General features: G+C 64.5%; 15 protein-coding genes. 1 reads left to right on the top strand and 14 read right to left on the bottom strand.

The window, feature by feature from the left end; translation table 11 throughout:
* Positions 1 to 10 precede the first annotated feature (10 nt).
* The 5 genes from JOE60_RS06930 to JOE60_RS06910 form a co-directional block, all read right to left on the bottom strand.
* Complete coding sequence (locus JOE60_RS06930) at positions 11 to 2896, bottom strand: FtsK/SpoIIIE family DNA translocase (RefSeq protein ID WP_167264887.1); 2886 nt, start codon at positions 2894 to 2896, stop codon at positions 11 to 13.
* 82 nt (positions 2897 to 2978) lie between these two features.
* Complete coding sequence (locus JOE60_RS06925) at positions 2979 to 4670, bottom strand: ribonuclease J (RefSeq protein ID WP_167264886.1); 1692 nt, start codon at positions 4668 to 4670, stop codon at positions 2979 to 2981.
* Between the two features lie 26 nt (positions 4671 to 4696).
* Positions 4697 to 5608 carry a 4-hydroxy-tetrahydrodipicolinate synthase gene (gene dapA / locus JOE60_RS06920; RefSeq protein WP_167264885.1) on the bottom strand — a complete coding sequence of 304 codons (912 nt, stop codon included), beginning with the start codon at positions 5606 to 5608 and terminating at the stop codon, positions 4697 to 4699.
* Between the two features lie 90 nt (positions 5609 to 5698).
* A complete protein-coding gene (locus tag JOE60_RS06915) occupies positions 5699 to 6034 on the bottom strand; it encodes a hypothetical protein (RefSeq protein ID WP_167264884.1) in 336 nt (111 codons plus the stop codon).
* 108 nt (positions 6035 to 6142) lie between these two features.
* A complete protein-coding gene (locus JOE60_RS06910; protein WP_167264883.1) occupies positions 6143 to 7132 on the bottom strand; it encodes an SGNH/GDSL hydrolase family protein in 990 nt (329 codons plus the stop codon).
* A gap of 51 nt (positions 7133 to 7183) precedes the next feature.
* On the opposite strand from JOE60_RS06910, the gene JOE60_RS06905 reads away from it, so the two are divergent.
* On the top strand, positions 7184 to 8419 hold the full coding sequence (locus JOE60_RS06905) for a heparan-alpha-glucosaminide N-acetyltransferase domain-containing protein (protein WP_167264882.1): 1236 nt from the start codon (positions 7184 to 7186) through the stop codon (positions 8417 to 8419).
* On the opposite strand, the gene JOE60_RS06900 is transcribed toward JOE60_RS06905, so the two are convergent.
* The 9 genes from JOE60_RS06900 to JOE60_RS06860 form a co-directional block, all read right to left on the bottom strand.
* A complete protein-coding gene (locus tag JOE60_RS06900; protein WP_167264881.1) occupies positions 8395 to 8883 on the bottom strand; it encodes a hypothetical protein in 489 nt (162 codons plus the stop codon). The two genes, JOE60_RS06905 and JOE60_RS06900, sit on opposite strands and share 25 nt — an antisense overlap.
* Before the next feature lie 4 nt (positions 8884 to 8887).
* Positions 8888 to 9646, bottom strand: a complete 759-nt coding sequence (gene dapB, locus JOE60_RS06895; RefSeq protein ID WP_167264880.1) for a 4-hydroxy-tetrahydrodipicolinate reductase — start codon at positions 9644 to 9646, stop codon at positions 8888 to 8890.
* 51 nt (positions 9647 to 9697) lie between these two features.
* Entirely contained in the window at positions 9698 to 10153 is a 456-nt protein-coding gene (locus tag JOE60_RS06890) for a molybdenum cofactor biosynthesis protein MoaE (RefSeq protein WP_167264879.1), read from the bottom strand.
* Positions 10143 to 10643 (bottom strand): MogA/MoaB family molybdenum cofactor biosynthesis protein, encoded by a 501-nt coding sequence (locus tag JOE60_RS06885; RefSeq protein ID WP_167264878.1) that lies wholly within the window; start codon positions 10641 to 10643, stop codon positions 10143 to 10145. The genes JOE60_RS06890 and JOE60_RS06885 overlap by 11 nt, the downstream gene beginning before the upstream one ends.
* Positions 10640 to 11212, bottom strand: a complete 573-nt coding sequence (moaC, locus tag JOE60_RS06880) for a cyclic pyranopterin monophosphate synthase MoaC (RefSeq protein WP_167264877.1) — start codon at positions 11210 to 11212, stop codon at positions 10640 to 10642. The genes JOE60_RS06885 and moaC overlap by 4 nt, the downstream gene beginning before the upstream one ends.
* Positions 11200 to 12420 carry a molybdenum cofactor synthesis domain-containing protein gene (locus tag JOE60_RS06875; protein WP_167264876.1) on the bottom strand — a complete coding sequence of 407 codons (1221 nt, stop codon included), beginning with the start codon at positions 12418 to 12420 and terminating at the stop codon, positions 11200 to 11202. The genes moaC and JOE60_RS06875 overlap by 13 nt, the downstream gene beginning before the upstream one ends.
* A gap of 79 nt (positions 12421 to 12499) precedes the next feature.
* Positions 12500 to 14080 carry a molybdopterin-dependent oxidoreductase gene (locus JOE60_RS06870; protein WP_167264875.1) on the bottom strand — a complete coding sequence of 527 codons (1581 nt, stop codon included), beginning with the start codon at positions 14078 to 14080 and terminating at the stop codon, positions 12500 to 12502.
* Entirely contained in the window at positions 14077 to 15240 is a 1164-nt protein-coding gene (locus JOE60_RS06865) for a sensor histidine kinase (protein WP_167264874.1), read from the bottom strand. Before JOE60_RS06865 ends, JOE60_RS06870 begins: the two co-directional genes overlap by 4 nt.
* Positions 15227 to 15949 (bottom strand): response regulator transcription factor, encoded by a 723-nt coding sequence (locus JOE60_RS06860; protein ID WP_167264977.1) that lies wholly within the window; start codon positions 15947 to 15949, stop codon positions 15227 to 15229. Before JOE60_RS06860 ends, JOE60_RS06865 begins: the two co-directional genes overlap by 14 nt.
* Between the last annotated feature and the right edge of the window lie 86 nt (positions 15950 to 16035).

Raw genomic sequence — 16035 nt, 5'->3', positions numbered from 1 at the left:
CTGCGACGGCCTAGCGTCCGGTCAGTGACCAGGCGTCTTCGCCGCCCTCGTCATCCTTCGGCCCGTCCGCGCCGTCGTAATACTCGATGGCCTGCGTCCTGTTGTCCAAGTCCGCCGCGACGAGGTCCTCCGCGTAGCCTCCGACGGCGATGTTCGAGTTCGCGTTGTCGCTCAAAGCCGCGGTCTGCGAGTCGGGGGCAGCGGGTGCCTCCTGTCCCTTCATGGCTGCCAGTACAGCAGCCAGGTCATCCGGCTTGACCAGGACGTCACGGGCCTTGGATCCCTCCGAAGGACCCACCACGCCGCGGGATTCCAACAAGTCCATCAAGCGGCCCGCCTTGGCGAAACCGACGCGAAGCTTGCGCTGAAGCATGGAGGTTGAGCCAAACTGCGTGGTGACCACAAGCTCGGTGGCCTGCAGCAGCACCTCGAGGTCGTCCCCGATGTCATCGTCGATCTGCTTCTTCGGCGCTTCGGCAGCCACATCGTCCCGGTAGACGGCCTGCAGCTGCCCCTTTACGTGCTCCACAACCTTGTGGATTTCGGATTCAGTGACCCAAGCGCCCTGGACACGCATGGCCTTGGAGGCGCCCATGGGGAGGAACAAGGCGTCGCCCTGTCCGATCAGTTTTTCCGCGCCGGGCTGATCAAGCACCACGCGGGAGTCGGTGACCGACGACGTCGCAAAGGCCATGCGGGAAGGAACGTTGGCCTTGATGAGGCCCGTGACCACGTCAACGGAGGGGCGTTGGGTTGCCAGGACCAGGTGGATGCCTGCCGCGCGGGCAAGCTGCGTGATGCGGACAATGGAGTCTTCCACGTCCCGCGGAGCCACCATCATGAGGTCGGCGAGCTCGTCCACGATGACCAGAAGGTACGGGTAAGGCTTGATGACACGCTTGGAGTCAACCGGAGGAACCACCTTGCCGGCCCGGACTGCCTTGTTGAAATCGTCAATGTGCTTGAAGCCGTAGTTGGCGAGGTCGTCGTAGCGTGCGTCCATCTCCCGCACCACCCATTGCAGTGCTTCTGCTGCCTTTTTGGGGTTGGTGATGATGGGCGTAATCAGGTGCGGAACGCCTTCGTAGGCCGTGAGTTCCACGCGCTTGGGATCCACCATGACCATGCGGACCTCATCCGGCGTTGCACGCATCAGGATGGAAGTGATCATGGAGTTGACGAAGCTGGATTTACCGGCGCCCGTGGCACCGGCCACCAACAGGTGGGGCATCTTGGCGAGGTTGGCCACGACGTAGCCGCCCTCGACGTCCTTGCCCACACCCATCACCATGGGGTGGTCCGTGCGGCGGGCGTTCTGGCTGCGCAGGACGTCGCCCAGGGACACCGTTTCGCGGTCCGTGTTGGGAATTTCGATACCGATGGCCGACTTCCCCGGAATAGGGCTGAGGATACGGACATCACTGGAGGCCACGGCGTAGGAAATGTTTTTGGACAACGCAGTGACGCGCTCCACCTTGGTGCCGGGGGAAAGCTCGATTTCGTACCGGGTGACCGTGGGACCACGGCTGAAGCCGGTCACCGCTGCCTCTACGTTGAATTGCGTCAAGGTGTCCGTCAGGGCAGCAACAACGGCATCGTTGGCCTCGGTGCGCTCCTTCGGGATTGACCCGGGGGTCAGGTAATCAGACGCGGGGAGGGTGTAGGTGACGTCGCCGGCGAGCGACAACTGCTCCGTGCGTTGGGGAATGGGTGCCTGCGGAAGCGGAGCGCCGGCCGGCTTGGCCGGGACCTGGGCAACCGGGGCGGGCTGGGCGGCAGCCACTGCCTGGCCGGACAGCTCGGGGGTCAGGACGGGAATGGCTTCAGTGGGGTTGTCGATGCCCGGCGTTGCGCCGGCAAGCCCCTGCGCTGCCTTGATCTTTCCGACGGCGATCTCAGCCTGGGTGGGCCGCCGTACGCCCGGCGGTACCCGCGGTTCGGACGAACGTGGCGCCTCGTCGTCGTCCACTATGGCGTGCTCGAAGGCCTCGTCACCGACGTACCCTTCGATCCCGCCGTCGGGATTTTCATCTTTGCCGAACAGCCGCATCCGCTTCTTTTTGCGGGGCTTGGACGGCGAATCATTCTCGTACAGGTAGCTGCGGTCGTGACCGTCCTTGGCCCCGCCATCCACCAGGTCCACACCCATCAGGTGCTCGTAGGCTCCCCTGATCCTGGACGGGATGGACCCGAACGGCGTGGCCGTGACAATAAGGACCGAAACGAACGCAAGCAGGCTGTAGATGATCACCGGGATGGCCGGGTGGATGGCCGCGAAGGGAGCCGCAGCCAGGAAACCGAGCATGCCCCCGGCCTTGCGGAGACCGTCAAAACCATCAGCCACAGTGGGAAGTCCGCCGATGACGTGCGCCAGGGCAGAACCGGCCAGGGTCATCACCAGGAAACCGATGCCGACGCGGTTGTTCCCCCGGCCGTCCTGCGGCTTGCGGAACAACCTGAAGGCGCACACGAACAACATCAGCGGAAGCAGCAATGACATCCATCCGAACGTCCCGTTGACGACGCTGTAGACGGCGTCGGGAAGCCAGCCGGTCAGACCCCACCAGGCGAACGTGGCGATCCCTGCGCCCAGGACCAGGTTGAAGAGGGCTGCGCCGTCGCGGCGGTCTTCCGGATCAAGGTCACTGACGTCCTGGCCGATGCGCCGTACTCCGGCGCCCACCACGTGTCCGATGCCTTGCCAAGCGGACGCCACCATGCGAAGGGGCAGCGGGGCCTGGGGCTCCACGGCAGCAATCTGCTTGGTGCGGGCCGTACTCCCCCGGCCATTCTTGCTTGCCGACGTGGTGCTTTTGGATGCAGCAGCACCCCGGCCTGTTCCGCCGGTTTTACTGCTGGAGCTGCCTCGTGGCGTGGAGGTAGTACGGGTCGCCATAACAGCCACGGTACCCCAAGGGGGCCTGTAATCCGCGGATTTCAGGCCCCCTTGGGCATGCATGTTGCTGTTGTCCTGCTGCCTATGCCTCCAGGACCACCGGAATGATCATGGGACGGCGGCGGAGCTTGCGGTTCACCCAGGTGCCGATGATCCGTCGCACCACCTGCTGCAGCTGGTGGTTGGTGTGGTCCGCATGGTTGAGCACTGCATCTTCCAGCGCAGCATTGATCTTGGGAATGATCTCATCGAACACAGAGTCGTCCTCTGCCACGCCGCGGGCGTGGATCTCCGGACCGGAGACGATCTTGCCCGTGGTGCGGTTGATGACGGTGATGATGGAGATAAAGCCCTCATCGCCCAGGATGCGGCGATCCTTCAAATCGGCATCCGTGATTTCGCCGACGCTGGAGCCGTCAACGTAGACGAAGCCGACCTCCACCTGCCCCACCACTGTGGCCTTGTGGTTCTTGAGGTCAATGACTGTTCCGTTGTCGCTGAGGATGATGCCCTCCGAAGGAACTCCGGATTCCAAAGCGATGTTGCCGTTGGCGATGAGGTGGCGGGTTTCGCCGTGCACCGGCATGGCGTTCAGCGGTTCAAGGATGTTGTAGCAGTACAGCAGTTCGCCGGCGGCAGCGTGACCAGACACGTGGACTTTTGCGGTGCCCTTGTGGATGACGTCTGCACCCAGCTTCAGCAGGCCGTTGATGATGCGGAACACCGCATTCTCGTTGCCGGGAATCAGGCTGGAGGCCAGGATGACGGTATCGCCCTTGCCCACGATCACGCGGTGATCGCCATTGGCCATCCGGGACAGGGCAGCCATGGGCTCACCCTGGGAACCGGTGGACATCAGGACCACCCGGTCATCCGGCATGTTGTCGATGTTCTTGATGTCCACCAGGATGTTGTCCGGAACATCGAGGTAACCGAGTTTTGCCGCTATGGCCATGTTGCGGACCATGGACCGGCCCACGAAGGCCACTTTGCGTCCGTGCTTTTCAGCCGCATCCAGGACCTGCTGCACCCTGTGGACGTGGGAAGAGAAGGACGCGACGATGAGGCGCTTCTTTGCCTGCCCGAACAGACGGTCCAAGGTGGGCCCGATTTCTTTTTCGGCCGTGGTGAAGCCGGGCACGTCGGCGTTGGTGGAATCGGCCATGAAGAGATCCACGCCTTCTTCGCCAAGCCGCGCGAAGTGCCGGAGATCGGTGATGCGGCCATCAAGCGGCAGCTGGTCCATCTTGAAGTCGCCGGTGTGCAGGACGTTTCCGCCGTCTGTACGGATGAAGACAGCCAGCGCGTCCGGAATGGAGTGGTTGACGGCCACGAATTCGCACTCGAATGGTCCGAACTGCTCCACCTGGCCCTCTTTGACCGTGAGGGTGTAGGGCTTGATCCGGTGTTCCTGGAGCTTCGCTTCCACCAGGGCAAGGGTGAGCTGCGAGCCAATCAGGGGGATGTCCGCCTTCAGGCGCAACAGGTAGGGAACTGCACCAATGTGGTCCTCGTGGCCGTGGGTCAGCACTACGCCCACCACGTCATCCAACCGATCCTCGATGTACGAGAAATCGGGAAGAATCAAATCCACGCCAGGCTGGGTTTCCTCCGGGAACAGTACCCCGCAGTCAACAACCAGCAATTTGCCGTCGATTTCGAAGACCGCCATGTTGCGGCCGATCTCCCCCAGTCCGCCGAGCGGAACGATCCGCAGAGTGCCTTTGGGCAATTTAGGCGGAGTAACCAATCCGGGAAGGGCGGTTTGGGTCATGTTTTGCTACTTTCCGGCGAAGCGTCCTAGACGGTGAAGTCCATTCCGGCTTCTGCCAAGTCCCCGCGGATGGTGTCGATCTCGGCCGCGTCCGGCTCCACGAGGGGCAAACGGACAACCGAGTTGGGCAGGACTCCCTGCCACTTGAGAATCTGCTTGGCGGCAACAGCGCCTTGGACCCGGGTCATGGTTCCACGCACCACGGGTTCCAGTTCAAAATTGATGGACCGCGCGGTAGCGAGGTCATTGGCATTGACGGCGTCCACCAACTGGCGGAAGCGCCGCGTGGCAACGTGGGTGGTGACGCCCACCAGGCCAACAGCACCCAGGGCCATCCACTGGAGCGTCAGTCCGTCGTCACCGGAGTAGAAGAGCAGGTCTGTCTCCGCCATGACGCGCGTGGCAGCCGCGAAGTCGGCTTTGGCGTCTTTGACGGCAACAATGTTCCGGTGCTTGGCCAGGCTGATCATGGTTTCCGGAGCGATGGCGATGGAGGAACGTCCCGGAATGTCATAGAGCATGACGGGGAGGTCAGTGGCCGAGGCAATGGTTTCGAAGTGTGCGCGGACACCTGCCTGGCTGGGCTTGTTGTAGTACGGCGTGACGATGAGGAGACCGTCCACCCCTACCTCGGCCGCACGCTGCGAAAGGTGCACTGAGTGGGCGGTGTCGTTGGTGCCGGTGCCCGCGATGATGGCAGCCTTGCCGCCAACGGCTTCTTTGACAGCGCGGAACATTCCGACGTTTTCGTCATCGGTGAGCGTGGACGTTTCGCCGGTAGTGCCAGTGACAACCAGCCCGTCACAACCGTCCTGGACGAGCTTTTCCGCCAACGCTGCCGCCTGGTCATAGTCAACCTTGCCGTCTTCAGTGAAGGGGGTGACCATGGCGGTCAACAAGGTACCAAGTGCAGGAGAGGGCGCGCGCAAGTCAGACATAGGAAAAACGTTACCCTGTGACGGCCGTGTTACAAGAATGGGTCTCGAGTGATGGTCCTCGCATCCAGCACTACGTGAGCACTTGCGCGACTACTGGGCCTTTTGCGCGCGCGTGGGCTGGTCAGCGCAGTACCGGGCCACAGCACTGTCCTTAAGTTGCCCCGCCCAAGCAACCAAGCGCTGCGAGGCCCTGACGTATTCGAACAACTCCATGGGCGTCAGTGAGTCCAGGTCCGCATCGGAGAGCCTGCGTGCCAGCTCAGGCCCGGGTGGCTGTTCGGCCAACACCTTTCCTTCGCTGCGCCACTGCGTATCCTCGGGAGGCTCTCCGGCCACCAGCTGCCGGAAGAGGAAATCAACAACGCCCGGGCTCATCGCCTTCATGGGGCCATTGGGCCCTTCCAGCGGCGTGGGGAGATCGTTCATGCATTCATGGTATTCGAACATATATTCGAAGACAAGGCTGGGGCTCCCCACCGGTCACCTGGTAGTGGCGGGTCACCTGGTAGTGGCGGGTCACCTGCTAACGCCGGGTCACCTGGTATTGGCGACCAGGGCTTCCAGCCGGGGCCCAACCCTGTCAGCCATCAGCCGGTAGCCGTGGTTGTTGGGATGCAAAGTGTCCGGCATCAGGTCCGCTGCTTCCCGGGCAGTAAGGATGGTTTCCCCGTCAATGAGGAACGTCAGCGCGTCACCGCGCCCACGAATCGCCTGCACGGCATCCCCCACCGCCTTCCTGTAATCCGCCAACGTCCACCCCACGGCGTTCGGGACGTCCTCGCGCGGCAAGGACAACACTGGTGAGATCACGGCGAGCGGAATACCTGGATGGGCCTTCCTGACGCTTCGGATGAAGCCCAGGGCCTGGCTGGCGAAAGTCCTGGCGGAGAAGGTGGCCGCGTTGTAGACGTTGATGCCCAGGCACAAGGAAATGACGTCAGCGGGAACCTGGGAAAACGTCTCCAGCACTGCGGGATCCAGATGGCATTCGCTGCCGAAACCCAAGGACCGCAACTGCCACCCATGACGCCTGGCAACCAGCGCCGTCCACGCTTCCGACGGGCCGTCAGCCTGCCGGCACTGGGTGATGGAACTACCGTAGGCAACCCAGCGCTTGCCGCCTGCAGGAGCGGTGGCCACCCCCGGTCCCCGGAGCGAGATCTCCAGGACCCGGAGGAAGCCATACTGCGGCAGCCACACCTGGACGGTGGAGCCAGCGGGGATGCGGCCAAGGTCAACGTCATGGCTGACCCGCCCCCGGCCATCAAGTCGATGTGCCAGTGCACCATTGACCAGGACGTCGAAAGGTGAGCCGTCCCCTTGCCCCTCTGCTTCGATGACCAGCCTGCCGCCTGATGCTGTCCACGTCGCATGGATGCCGGCGCACATCTTTGCGCGTTCCTCCAGCCCGTCCGTTGCCGGCGGCATGAACAGCGTGCTGTCCAGCCGGCGGAACTGCTGCCAGCCATCGGCGTCGTGGACAATGTCAAATACCCCGGCCCACCGGGCCATCACGGAATCCATGACTCAGGACTCTACAGGGGACTCCCCGGAGGCCTGTGAGACGATCACACCATGACTTCGCATGAGACGGCGCGCCACGGGGATCCGTCCCCAGCCGCTGCCGCCTCGCCCCGCTTGATTGGCATTGACGCCGCCCGCGGCGCAGCATTGCTGGGCATGATGGCCACCCACCTGATGCCCACTTTCGGCCCGCCACCCGCGTGGGACCCCACCTTTGTGGGACTGGTTTTTTCAGGCAGGTCTGCGGCGTTGTTTGCTGTGCTGGCCGGTATTGGCCTGGCACTGAGCACGGGAAAGCAGGAGCCGCGAACAGGGGCCGCGCTGTGGGCTGCCAGGCGCGGAGTGGCAGCGCGCGCCCTGGTGATTGCCGTCGTCGGATTCATGCTGGGCGGCCTGGACGTCAACATCGCGGTGATCCTGGTCCACTACGCCTTCCTCTTCCTCTGCGTACTCCCGTTCCTTGGCATGCGGCTCCGTGCCCTGTGCTGGTGGGCGCTCGCGTGGGTCCTTGCGTCGCCGCTGGCAGCTTTCCTCATCCGTCCCGTCCTGTTGGACGCAAACCCGCCCCTGCGCCTGGGGCACAATCCCGGAACCGATGATTTTGAAACGCCCGGACGCTTGCTGGGAGACATCTTCATCACTGGCTACTACCCGGTGATCCAGTGGCTCTCCTATGTCCTGGTGGGACTGGTGGTGGGGAGGCTGGCGTTGACGTCCACGAAGATCCAGGTGTTGCTGGTGGCCTGCGGAGTGGTCACCGCTGTTCTGTCCAAGATCATGGGCTTTGTTGCCATGGAACTTTGGGGTGGCCGGGAAGCATTGGAGGCGCTGCCCGTGACCAGGGGATACCCGCTGCAGAGCATGCTCCAGGTCAATCTCACCGGCCTGCAACAAACTGATTCGTGGTGGTGGCTGGCCACGGCGTCACCCCACGCGGGCAGCACCCTGGACCTGCTGCACACCAGCGGTACAGCGTCCGCCGTGGTGGGTTCGATGTTGCTGCTGGCCGGGGCGGTCCAGCGCGCCGGAGCCAACATCCTGCTGATCCTCAGCGGGCCGGGTTCCATGACGCTGACGCTGTATTCAGCGCATGTGTGGGTGGTGTCCGGGTTCACCAACCAGCCGCTTCCCGTCGGGTGGACCCCGGAAGGAATGTACTGGGCCCAAGCGCTATGCGCAGTGGGCATCGGGGTGTGCTTTGGATTGTTGGGACGCAGGGGGCCGTTGGAATGGGTAGCCCACCAGGCGTCCCGGCTGGCGCGTTACCGGCCGGCCGTCGTGGGCTGAGTCCGGAACAGCTTCACGGCATCCCGCATGGACGCGCGGGCTCTCTTGCGGTCCCCGGCGGCGTCGTAGGCGCAGCTCAGGCGGAACCATGAGCGCCAATCCTCCGGCGCTGCTTCGGCTTCCACCCGGTACTTTTCAAACTCGGCATCAGCGGCGGCACGCACAATCCGGCCACCGGGAGTGCGGGGCAGCGTGTCCACCGGCAGTCCGCCCTCGGCCTCGAGGACCTTGGCCATCTGCTCTGTGCGGGCCCCGAACAGAAGTTCGCGGATGAGCGCCCACGCTCCGATCACCGGGAGGACCAGGTAGGCGGCACCTATGCCCTTGGCCACCAGGTTGGGATCGCCCAGCAGAAGGAACGAACGCTGCACGGAGACCACCAGGTACAGCACCAGCAACAAGGTGATGGCACCGACCCAGATTTTGGTCCGGTTGTTCTTGAAAGCTGTCCACAGATTCGCCACGGCGCTAGAGCCCCAGGTCCAAGTAGCCGTCCAGGCCCACCGTGAGGCCGGGATGGTGGGCGACCTTCCGCAGTCCCAGCAGCACCCCCGGCATGAAGGAGGCGCGATCGAACGAGTCGTGCCGCAGCGTCAATTGCTCGCCCGGTCCGCCGAACAGCACTTCCTGGTGGGCCACCAGGCCCCGGAGGCGGACACTGTGGACGCGAACGCCGTCAACATCGCAGCCGCGGGCACCATCCATGGAGGTCTCGGTAGCGTCGGGGCTGGCCGGGATCCCTGCTTCCTGGCGGGCTTCTGCAATGAGCTGGGCAGTTCGCACTGCGGTTCCGGAGGGAGCATCCACCTTGTTGGGGTGGTGAAGCTCGATGATCTCCACGGATTCAAAGTATTGCGACGCTTTGGCAGCGAATGCGGAGGCGAGGACGGACCCGAGGGCAAAGTTGGGAGCAATGAGGACACCAGTGTCCGGTTGCTGGTCCAAAAGCTCCTTCAAGGATTCGAGACGGCCTGCGTTCCACCCGGTGGTGCCCACCACAGCGTGGATGCCGTGCTGGACCGCGAAGCGGACGTTGGTCTCAGTGATGTCGGGAACAGTCAGGTCCACGACGTAGCGGGCTCCGGCGTCGAGCAGTTCGTCCAGGGAGTCGCCCCGACCAAGGGCGGCCACCAGCTTCATGTCCGCAGCTGCTTCCACGGCCTTCACGGCCTCGATTCCCATGCGCCCGTTGGCGCCCAGCACTGCAACAGCGAGTTGTTCGGTCATGGCATCAACCCTACCGCCGGGCGGCCCTGCGGCAGGAACCGTGACCAGTGGCTACTCCCCTGCCCCTACCCACTCCACGGTGCCGTCCACGAAGAATTGTTCCTTCCAGATGGGCACTTGGGCTTTGATCCTGTCCACGAGTTCGCTGCAGACCGCGAAAGCCTGTCCCCGGTGGGCGGCGGCCACGGCACAAACCAGTGCGGGATCGCCAATTTCCAACGTCCCGATCCGGTGCGCAGCCCAGATCCGGACGGGCTGTTGTGCCTCGCCGGAGTGCTCCGCCACCAAGCGGGCCACGACGTCGGACATGACCTGGTGCGCTGTGGGGTGGGCACTGTAGCTCAACCGGGTTACAGCCTTGCCGCCGTCGTGGTTCCTGACGACGCCGCTGAAGCTGACCACCGCGCCCGCGGTGTCCGACTCCACGGCACGGATGGCCTGGTCAACGGAGATCGGCTGGGAGCTCAGGACCGCGTTAACAACCTCAAAGTCCGTTTCAGTGCCCATGGTTTCCTTCCAATTGATCGCACAGGTGCCCAATCACGGGGTCCAGGACGGCCAAGCCGTCCATCACGCCTTTGGGAGAACCCGGGAGGTTGATGATGAACGTTGTGCCGGCAGCTCCCGCGTGGCCACGGCTCAGCATGGCCAGCGGAGTCTTGGCAGCGCCGGCACGCCGGATGCCTTCCATCAGGCCAGGGATCTCGCGGTCCAGAAGTGGGAGGGTCATCTCCGGCGTATGGTCGTCAGGGCTGAGGCCCGTTCCGCCGCTGGTGATGATCACGGCCGGCTCCTGCGTCAACAGGGCCCGCAGGGCTGCGCCCACCGGCTCACCGTCAGGGACCACCATGGCGGGAAAGGTATCGAAGCCGTGTTCCGTGAGCCAGTCGGCAATGATCGGGCCGGTCTCGTCCGCGTAGACCCCGGCAGCGGCACGTGTTGAGGCAATGACGACGCCGGCTTTGCGGGGTCCGTGCCCGGGTTCACAAGCGCTCATGCGTCGGAGCCTTCCTGATTGGATGAGGGGCTGGACTGATTGGATGACTGGCTGGATGAGGGGCTGATGGACCAGTCACCGCTCTTGCCACCACTTTTAGCCAGGACACGGATGTCGGTGATCACGGCATTCTTGTCTACTGCCTTGATCATGTCGTAGACGCCCAACGCGGCAACGGAAGCAGCCGTCAGGGCTTCCATCTCGACGCCGGTGACTCCCCTGGTTTTGACCGTGGCCACAACACCGATGGTGTCCTCCCCCAGGTCAAAATCCACCGTGACTTTGGAAATCGGCAAGGGATGGCAGAGCGGGATCAGGTCCGGGGTCTTCTTGGCCGCCATGATCCCTGCCACCCGCGCCACGGCGAGCGCGTCGCCTTTGGGGAGCTCTCCGGCCCCGAGCAGGGCCAGGACTTCCTTGGTGCTGTGCAGCGTGGCAGTCGCAGTGGCCACACGGGTGGTGACCGCTTTGTCCGAGACGTCCACCATTTGTGCTGTGCCGTCCTGGCGCAGATGGGTCAAGCCACCTGCGTTGGGCTGGGTGCCGGTTATGTCATTCACAGCATCCATACTTCCACCTCAGCACCGGCCGGGAGTTCCGTGACGTCAGCGGGGATGTGTACCAGGGCATTGGCGCGGGCCAGGGCATGGACCAAGTGCGAGCCTGCTCCCCCCTCCATGCGGACCGTTCCGTCCCCGTCCACCCTGCCCCGGCGGATCTGGTGCTTCCCATCCGGAGAAGTCAGGCGTTCGGCCAGGACCACGTTGCGTGCGTGCCGGGGGGACGGGGTGCCCAGAAGGTCCCTGAGAACCGGCCGCAGGAACATCTCGAAGGAAACGAGGCAGCTGACCGGGTTCCCGGGGAAACCAAGGAAGGGTACTCCCTGGAAACTGCCCAGCCCCTGCGGGCCTCCCGGCTGCATGGCTACGGGAAGAAAGTCCACCGGGTGGCCGGCCATGGCTTGCCGGACAACCTCGTACGCGCCTTTGCTCACCCCGCCCGTGGTGATGATCAGGTCCACAGGGTTGGTGGCCCGGGACGTATGCCTTTCCAGCACCTCCAGCAAGGTGGCCGGATTGTCGTTGGAGATTCCGGCGCGAACCACCCCAAGGCCCGCTTCCTGCAAAGACGCTTCCAGCAACGTGCCGTTGGAGTCGTAGATCTTGCCTGGGGTCAGATGCTCCCCCGGTTCCAGCACTTCGTCGCCCGTAGTGACCAGCAGGACCCGCAGCGCTTTCCGGACCTCCACGGTGTTGAGTCCCAACGCGGCTGCCAGGCCCAGTTGCGCCGGACCAAGCCGGGTACCCGCCGGCAGGGCCAACTGGCCGGCTTCTATGTCGCTGCCCTGGTTCCGGATGTAGGTTCCTGCTGCAACAGCGGGCAACGTAACGGTCGCGTCGGTGGACGCGGGATCCGGAAAGGAATCCGGCACGGCCTTTTCGATGGGAACGACGGCGTCAGCACCTTCGGGGATGAGGGCGCCGGTCATGATGGGCGCGGCGAAGCCCGGTGCAAGGGCCGCGGGCGCCTTGCCCGCCGGCACCGGAGGGGCCACCCGTAGCCGGGCACCGCCGTCGGGGATGTCCGCGGACCTCACCGCGAAACCGTCCATCTGGGAGTTCGCGAAGGGCGGCAGCGAAATGGGTGCATGCAGGTGGTTGGCCAGTGCCTTTCCCAGTGCGTCGCGCAGCGGAAGATGCTCGACACCTTTGGCCGCAGCGGGAGCGGCCAGCAGCTCAAGCACCGCGTGACGGTGGGCTGCAACGGATCTGGGCACGGCGGTCCTCCTGTGATGAATCGTTCAGTAGTGAATCGTTGGCGGCCGGAAAAGTACCGGACGTACCCAGACTAGGTCCTCAATCAACCTTGACGTTGATGGTGTGGAAACCCGTGGCGCCGTCGGGTGCAACAGGCGCTTTATCCTCGGTCTGCGGCGTACCCGTGGCGTCGGTGGCCCGGACCTGGACTTCGTAGTCGCCGGGGGTGAGTTCCACGCCGAGTTGCCACTGGTACCACGTGTCCGTTGAGATTCCGGTGCCCAGTTCCGCCTGCTTCCAGGTTCCCCGGTTGATCCTCACCTCCACCCGCTGGACTCCGCGGTGTTGCGCCCACGCCACGCCTCCAAAACGCACGGTCCCGGCTTTGACGGTCCTGCCGCTGCGGGGCACATCTATCCGCGACTGGGTTTTGATGGGCCCATGATCGCTCCAGCCACGCGGTGTCCAGTATGCGACGTCGTCGGCAAAACGGGTCACTTTCAACTCCGTGAGCCATTTGGTGGCGGACACAAAGCCGTAGAGTCCGGGCACAATCATCCGGACGGGGAATCCGTGTTCCAAAGGCAGCGGTTCTCCATTCATTCCCACAGCCAGGAGCGCGTCACGATCATCGGTCAGTGCTTCCAACGGCGTGCTGGCCGTCCACCCGTCGTTACTGGTGGAGAACACCATGTCCGCCCCCGCTGTGGGCCCGGCCATGGCCAGCAATTCGCGGACCGGCCAACCAAGCCACAGCGCGTTGCCAATCAACTCGCCGCCCACGTTGTTGGAAACGCAGGCGATGGTGATGTGGCGTTCGGTCATGGGCTTAGCCAGCAGCGTGGCGAAATCAATCTCGATCTCGCGTTCCACCATCCCCGTGACCTTGAGCTTCCATGAGGGAGGATCAATGGCGGGCACGGTCAACGCAGTGTCTATCCGGTAGAAGTCGGCATTGGGGGTCACCAGCGGGCTGATCCCGTCCAAGCCAAGGGTGGAACCGGCGGGAATGGCTTGTGGGGTTGTGACCGGGGCGGGCAGGGTCAGGGAACCGCGGAAGCCCGATGCGACGGCGGTTGCCCGGGTAAGGATGCTGGACACAGTCCCTGCCACGACAGCCGCGATTGAGGTACCGGCGAGCGCATTCAGGAAACTGCGGCGGGCCAGCGGAGCCCGGTCCGCCTGAGGGTCGGCGCCAGGGGGTACCCATGCGCCCAGCCGCCGGACCAAGGTCCTCAGGAGCACCATGGTGATGGCTGCGGCGATGATGGGGGCCAGGGCCGCTTGCGGACCGGCTTGCGCCCGCGTCACGACGGCGGTCAGTCCCGCTGCGCCCGCAAGTGCGGCAAGTGCCAGGCCCAGCCCTGCCCGCCGACGCTCAAGCAGCCCGGCCATGGCGGCAAGGCAAGCTGCCACCACCATGATGGAGGCCACCAGCACAACCTTGTCCGAGGTTCCAAAGAGCTGGATCGCCGCATCCTTGAGCCACGGCGGCACGGCGTCAATCACGGCGCCGCCCAGGGCCGTCACCGGTGATACCAGCGGGCTGAGGAACGCGGCAGCGAGTTCCCCGCCGGCGATTCCCGCTGCGCCCGCCGCAAGGCCTGCCAAAGCGGCCCAGGTGCCGGGCCGGGCAGGCCGCCGCTGCGGCAGGGGGGTCGTGGTGGTTTGTGTGCTCATGCTGTGCCTCCAGCCGGTAGTGTGAGCGCGAAGCGGCATCCGCCGTCGATGTTTTCCACGGTGATTGATCCGCCGTGGGCCTTGACGATTCCGGCAACCATGCTCAGGCCAATGCCGGCGCCGCTGTATTCGCCGTGGGACCCATGGGTGCCTTGTCGTGCGCGGTCCTTTTGCCAGCCGGTTTCGAACAGGTGCGGGAGATCTTCCGCCGGGATGCCACCGCAGTGATCGTCCACCGAAATGACGGCATCCCCGTTGTTGCTGCCCACGCTGACATGCACGTCCGTGCCGGGCAGGGTGTAGATGATGGCGTTCAGCACAATGTTCCGCACGGCCCGGGCCATGCTGGGTCCGTCAGCCACCGCCATGCACTCGCGGTCCCCGCCGCCGTCGAGCACGACTCCCCGACGCGCGGCCAACGGGGCGAGATCGGACAAGGCGTCGCTGACGAGGTCGTACAGGTCCAAGGGCTCCGAGCGGAGGCGCAGGGTGCCGGCCTGGATTTTGGACAGTTCCAGGAGGTCGTTGACCATGGCCGTCATTTGTTCGGTCTGTCCGATGATCTTCCGGTAATAGCCCTGGACGTCTGCTGCCATGCCGTCTTCCAAGGCCTCGGTCATGGCCCGCATGCTGGCCAAGGGGGTGCGGAGGTCGTGGGAGATCCAGGACACCAGCTCCCTTCGGGCAGTCTCAACAGCTGCTTCGCGCTCGCGGGACTCGGCCAGGCTGCGGCTGCTCGCTTCGAGCTCCTGCGCCAGCGCCGCCAGTTCGGACGTCATGGCCGGGGCAGCAGCCCTGGCCGCTCCGGCGTGGTGGCCCAGCGTTTCACCCCGCCCGATCCTGCGGGCGGAGTCCACCAACGTGGCCGCGTTCCTGGAGACTCCCGCGCCCAGCATCAGGGAAAGGGCAACGGCCACAGCGGATGCCATGGCCAGGATGTACCACATGACCTCAAGGTCCCGGGCGGAAATGAACATGGCATTGAATGCGCTGACCATGCCCGCAACCAAGACGGCAACGGTGGCCACCACCACCAGGCAGATCTGCGCCAGGAGCGACGCGCGGCGGAGCACACGCAGCAGCAGGGATGTTGCGGCGCCGATCAGGACGGCCCAGAAAAGTACCCATGCCAGGATGGTCCAGAGCTCACTGCCCTCCATCGCGGTCCTCCGGGAGGTCGAACCGGTACCCGACGCCCCACACTGTCTTCAGCAACAGGGGTTTGGTGGGATTGGCCTCGATTTTTTCGCGAAGCCGGCGGACGTGGACCGTCACCGTGGACAGGTCTCCGAAATCCCAGGCCCAGACCGCTTTGATGAGTTCTTCGCGGCTGAACACCTGGTTGGGGTGTCGCATCAGGAAGGCCAGGAGGTCGAATTCGCGGACAGTGAGCGCCAGGGCGGTTCCGTGGTGGGTCACTGTGCGGGACCCGGGATCAAGGGCGATCCCGGCGGCCTCCACCGGCGGCTCGGGAGTGAACTCCCGGACGCTGCGCCGCAGGACGGACTTCACCCGGAGCACCAGTTCCCTGGGCGAGAAGGGTTTGGTGACGTAATCGTCAGCCCCGGTTTCCAGGCCAAGGATCCGGTCATCCTCGGTGCCCAGGGCGGTCACCATGATCACGGGGACGCTCATGGTTTCCCGCAGGCGGCGGCATACCTCCACGCCATCCAACCCCGGGAGCATGCGGTCCAGGATGACCAGGTCCGGGGTACGCTCAGAGGCCAGCTGCAGCGCAGTGAAGCCGTCGGCGGCCATGTCCACCTGGAACCCGGCCTGCACCAAATAGTCGCGCACCACATCGGCGATGGTCTGTTCGTCTTCGACCAGGAGTATGCGGCGGTTGCCCGGTTCCGGGGCTGCTGCCATGAATGAGCTCACGCTCCCAGCATAGGTTTGTGGACGTGCCCGGACACCCAGGTTGGCCGCACCGGCGGTGATTGTACGGATTCCGT

The organism is Paenarthrobacter ilicis (assembly GCF_016907545.1).
GTDB classification, from domain to species: Bacteria; Actinomycetota; Actinomycetes; order Actinomycetales; family Micrococcaceae; genus Arthrobacter; species Arthrobacter ilicis.
The sequence above is the reverse complement of the archived record's forward strand: the minus strand, read 5'-3'. Positions and strand labels throughout refer to the sequence as shown.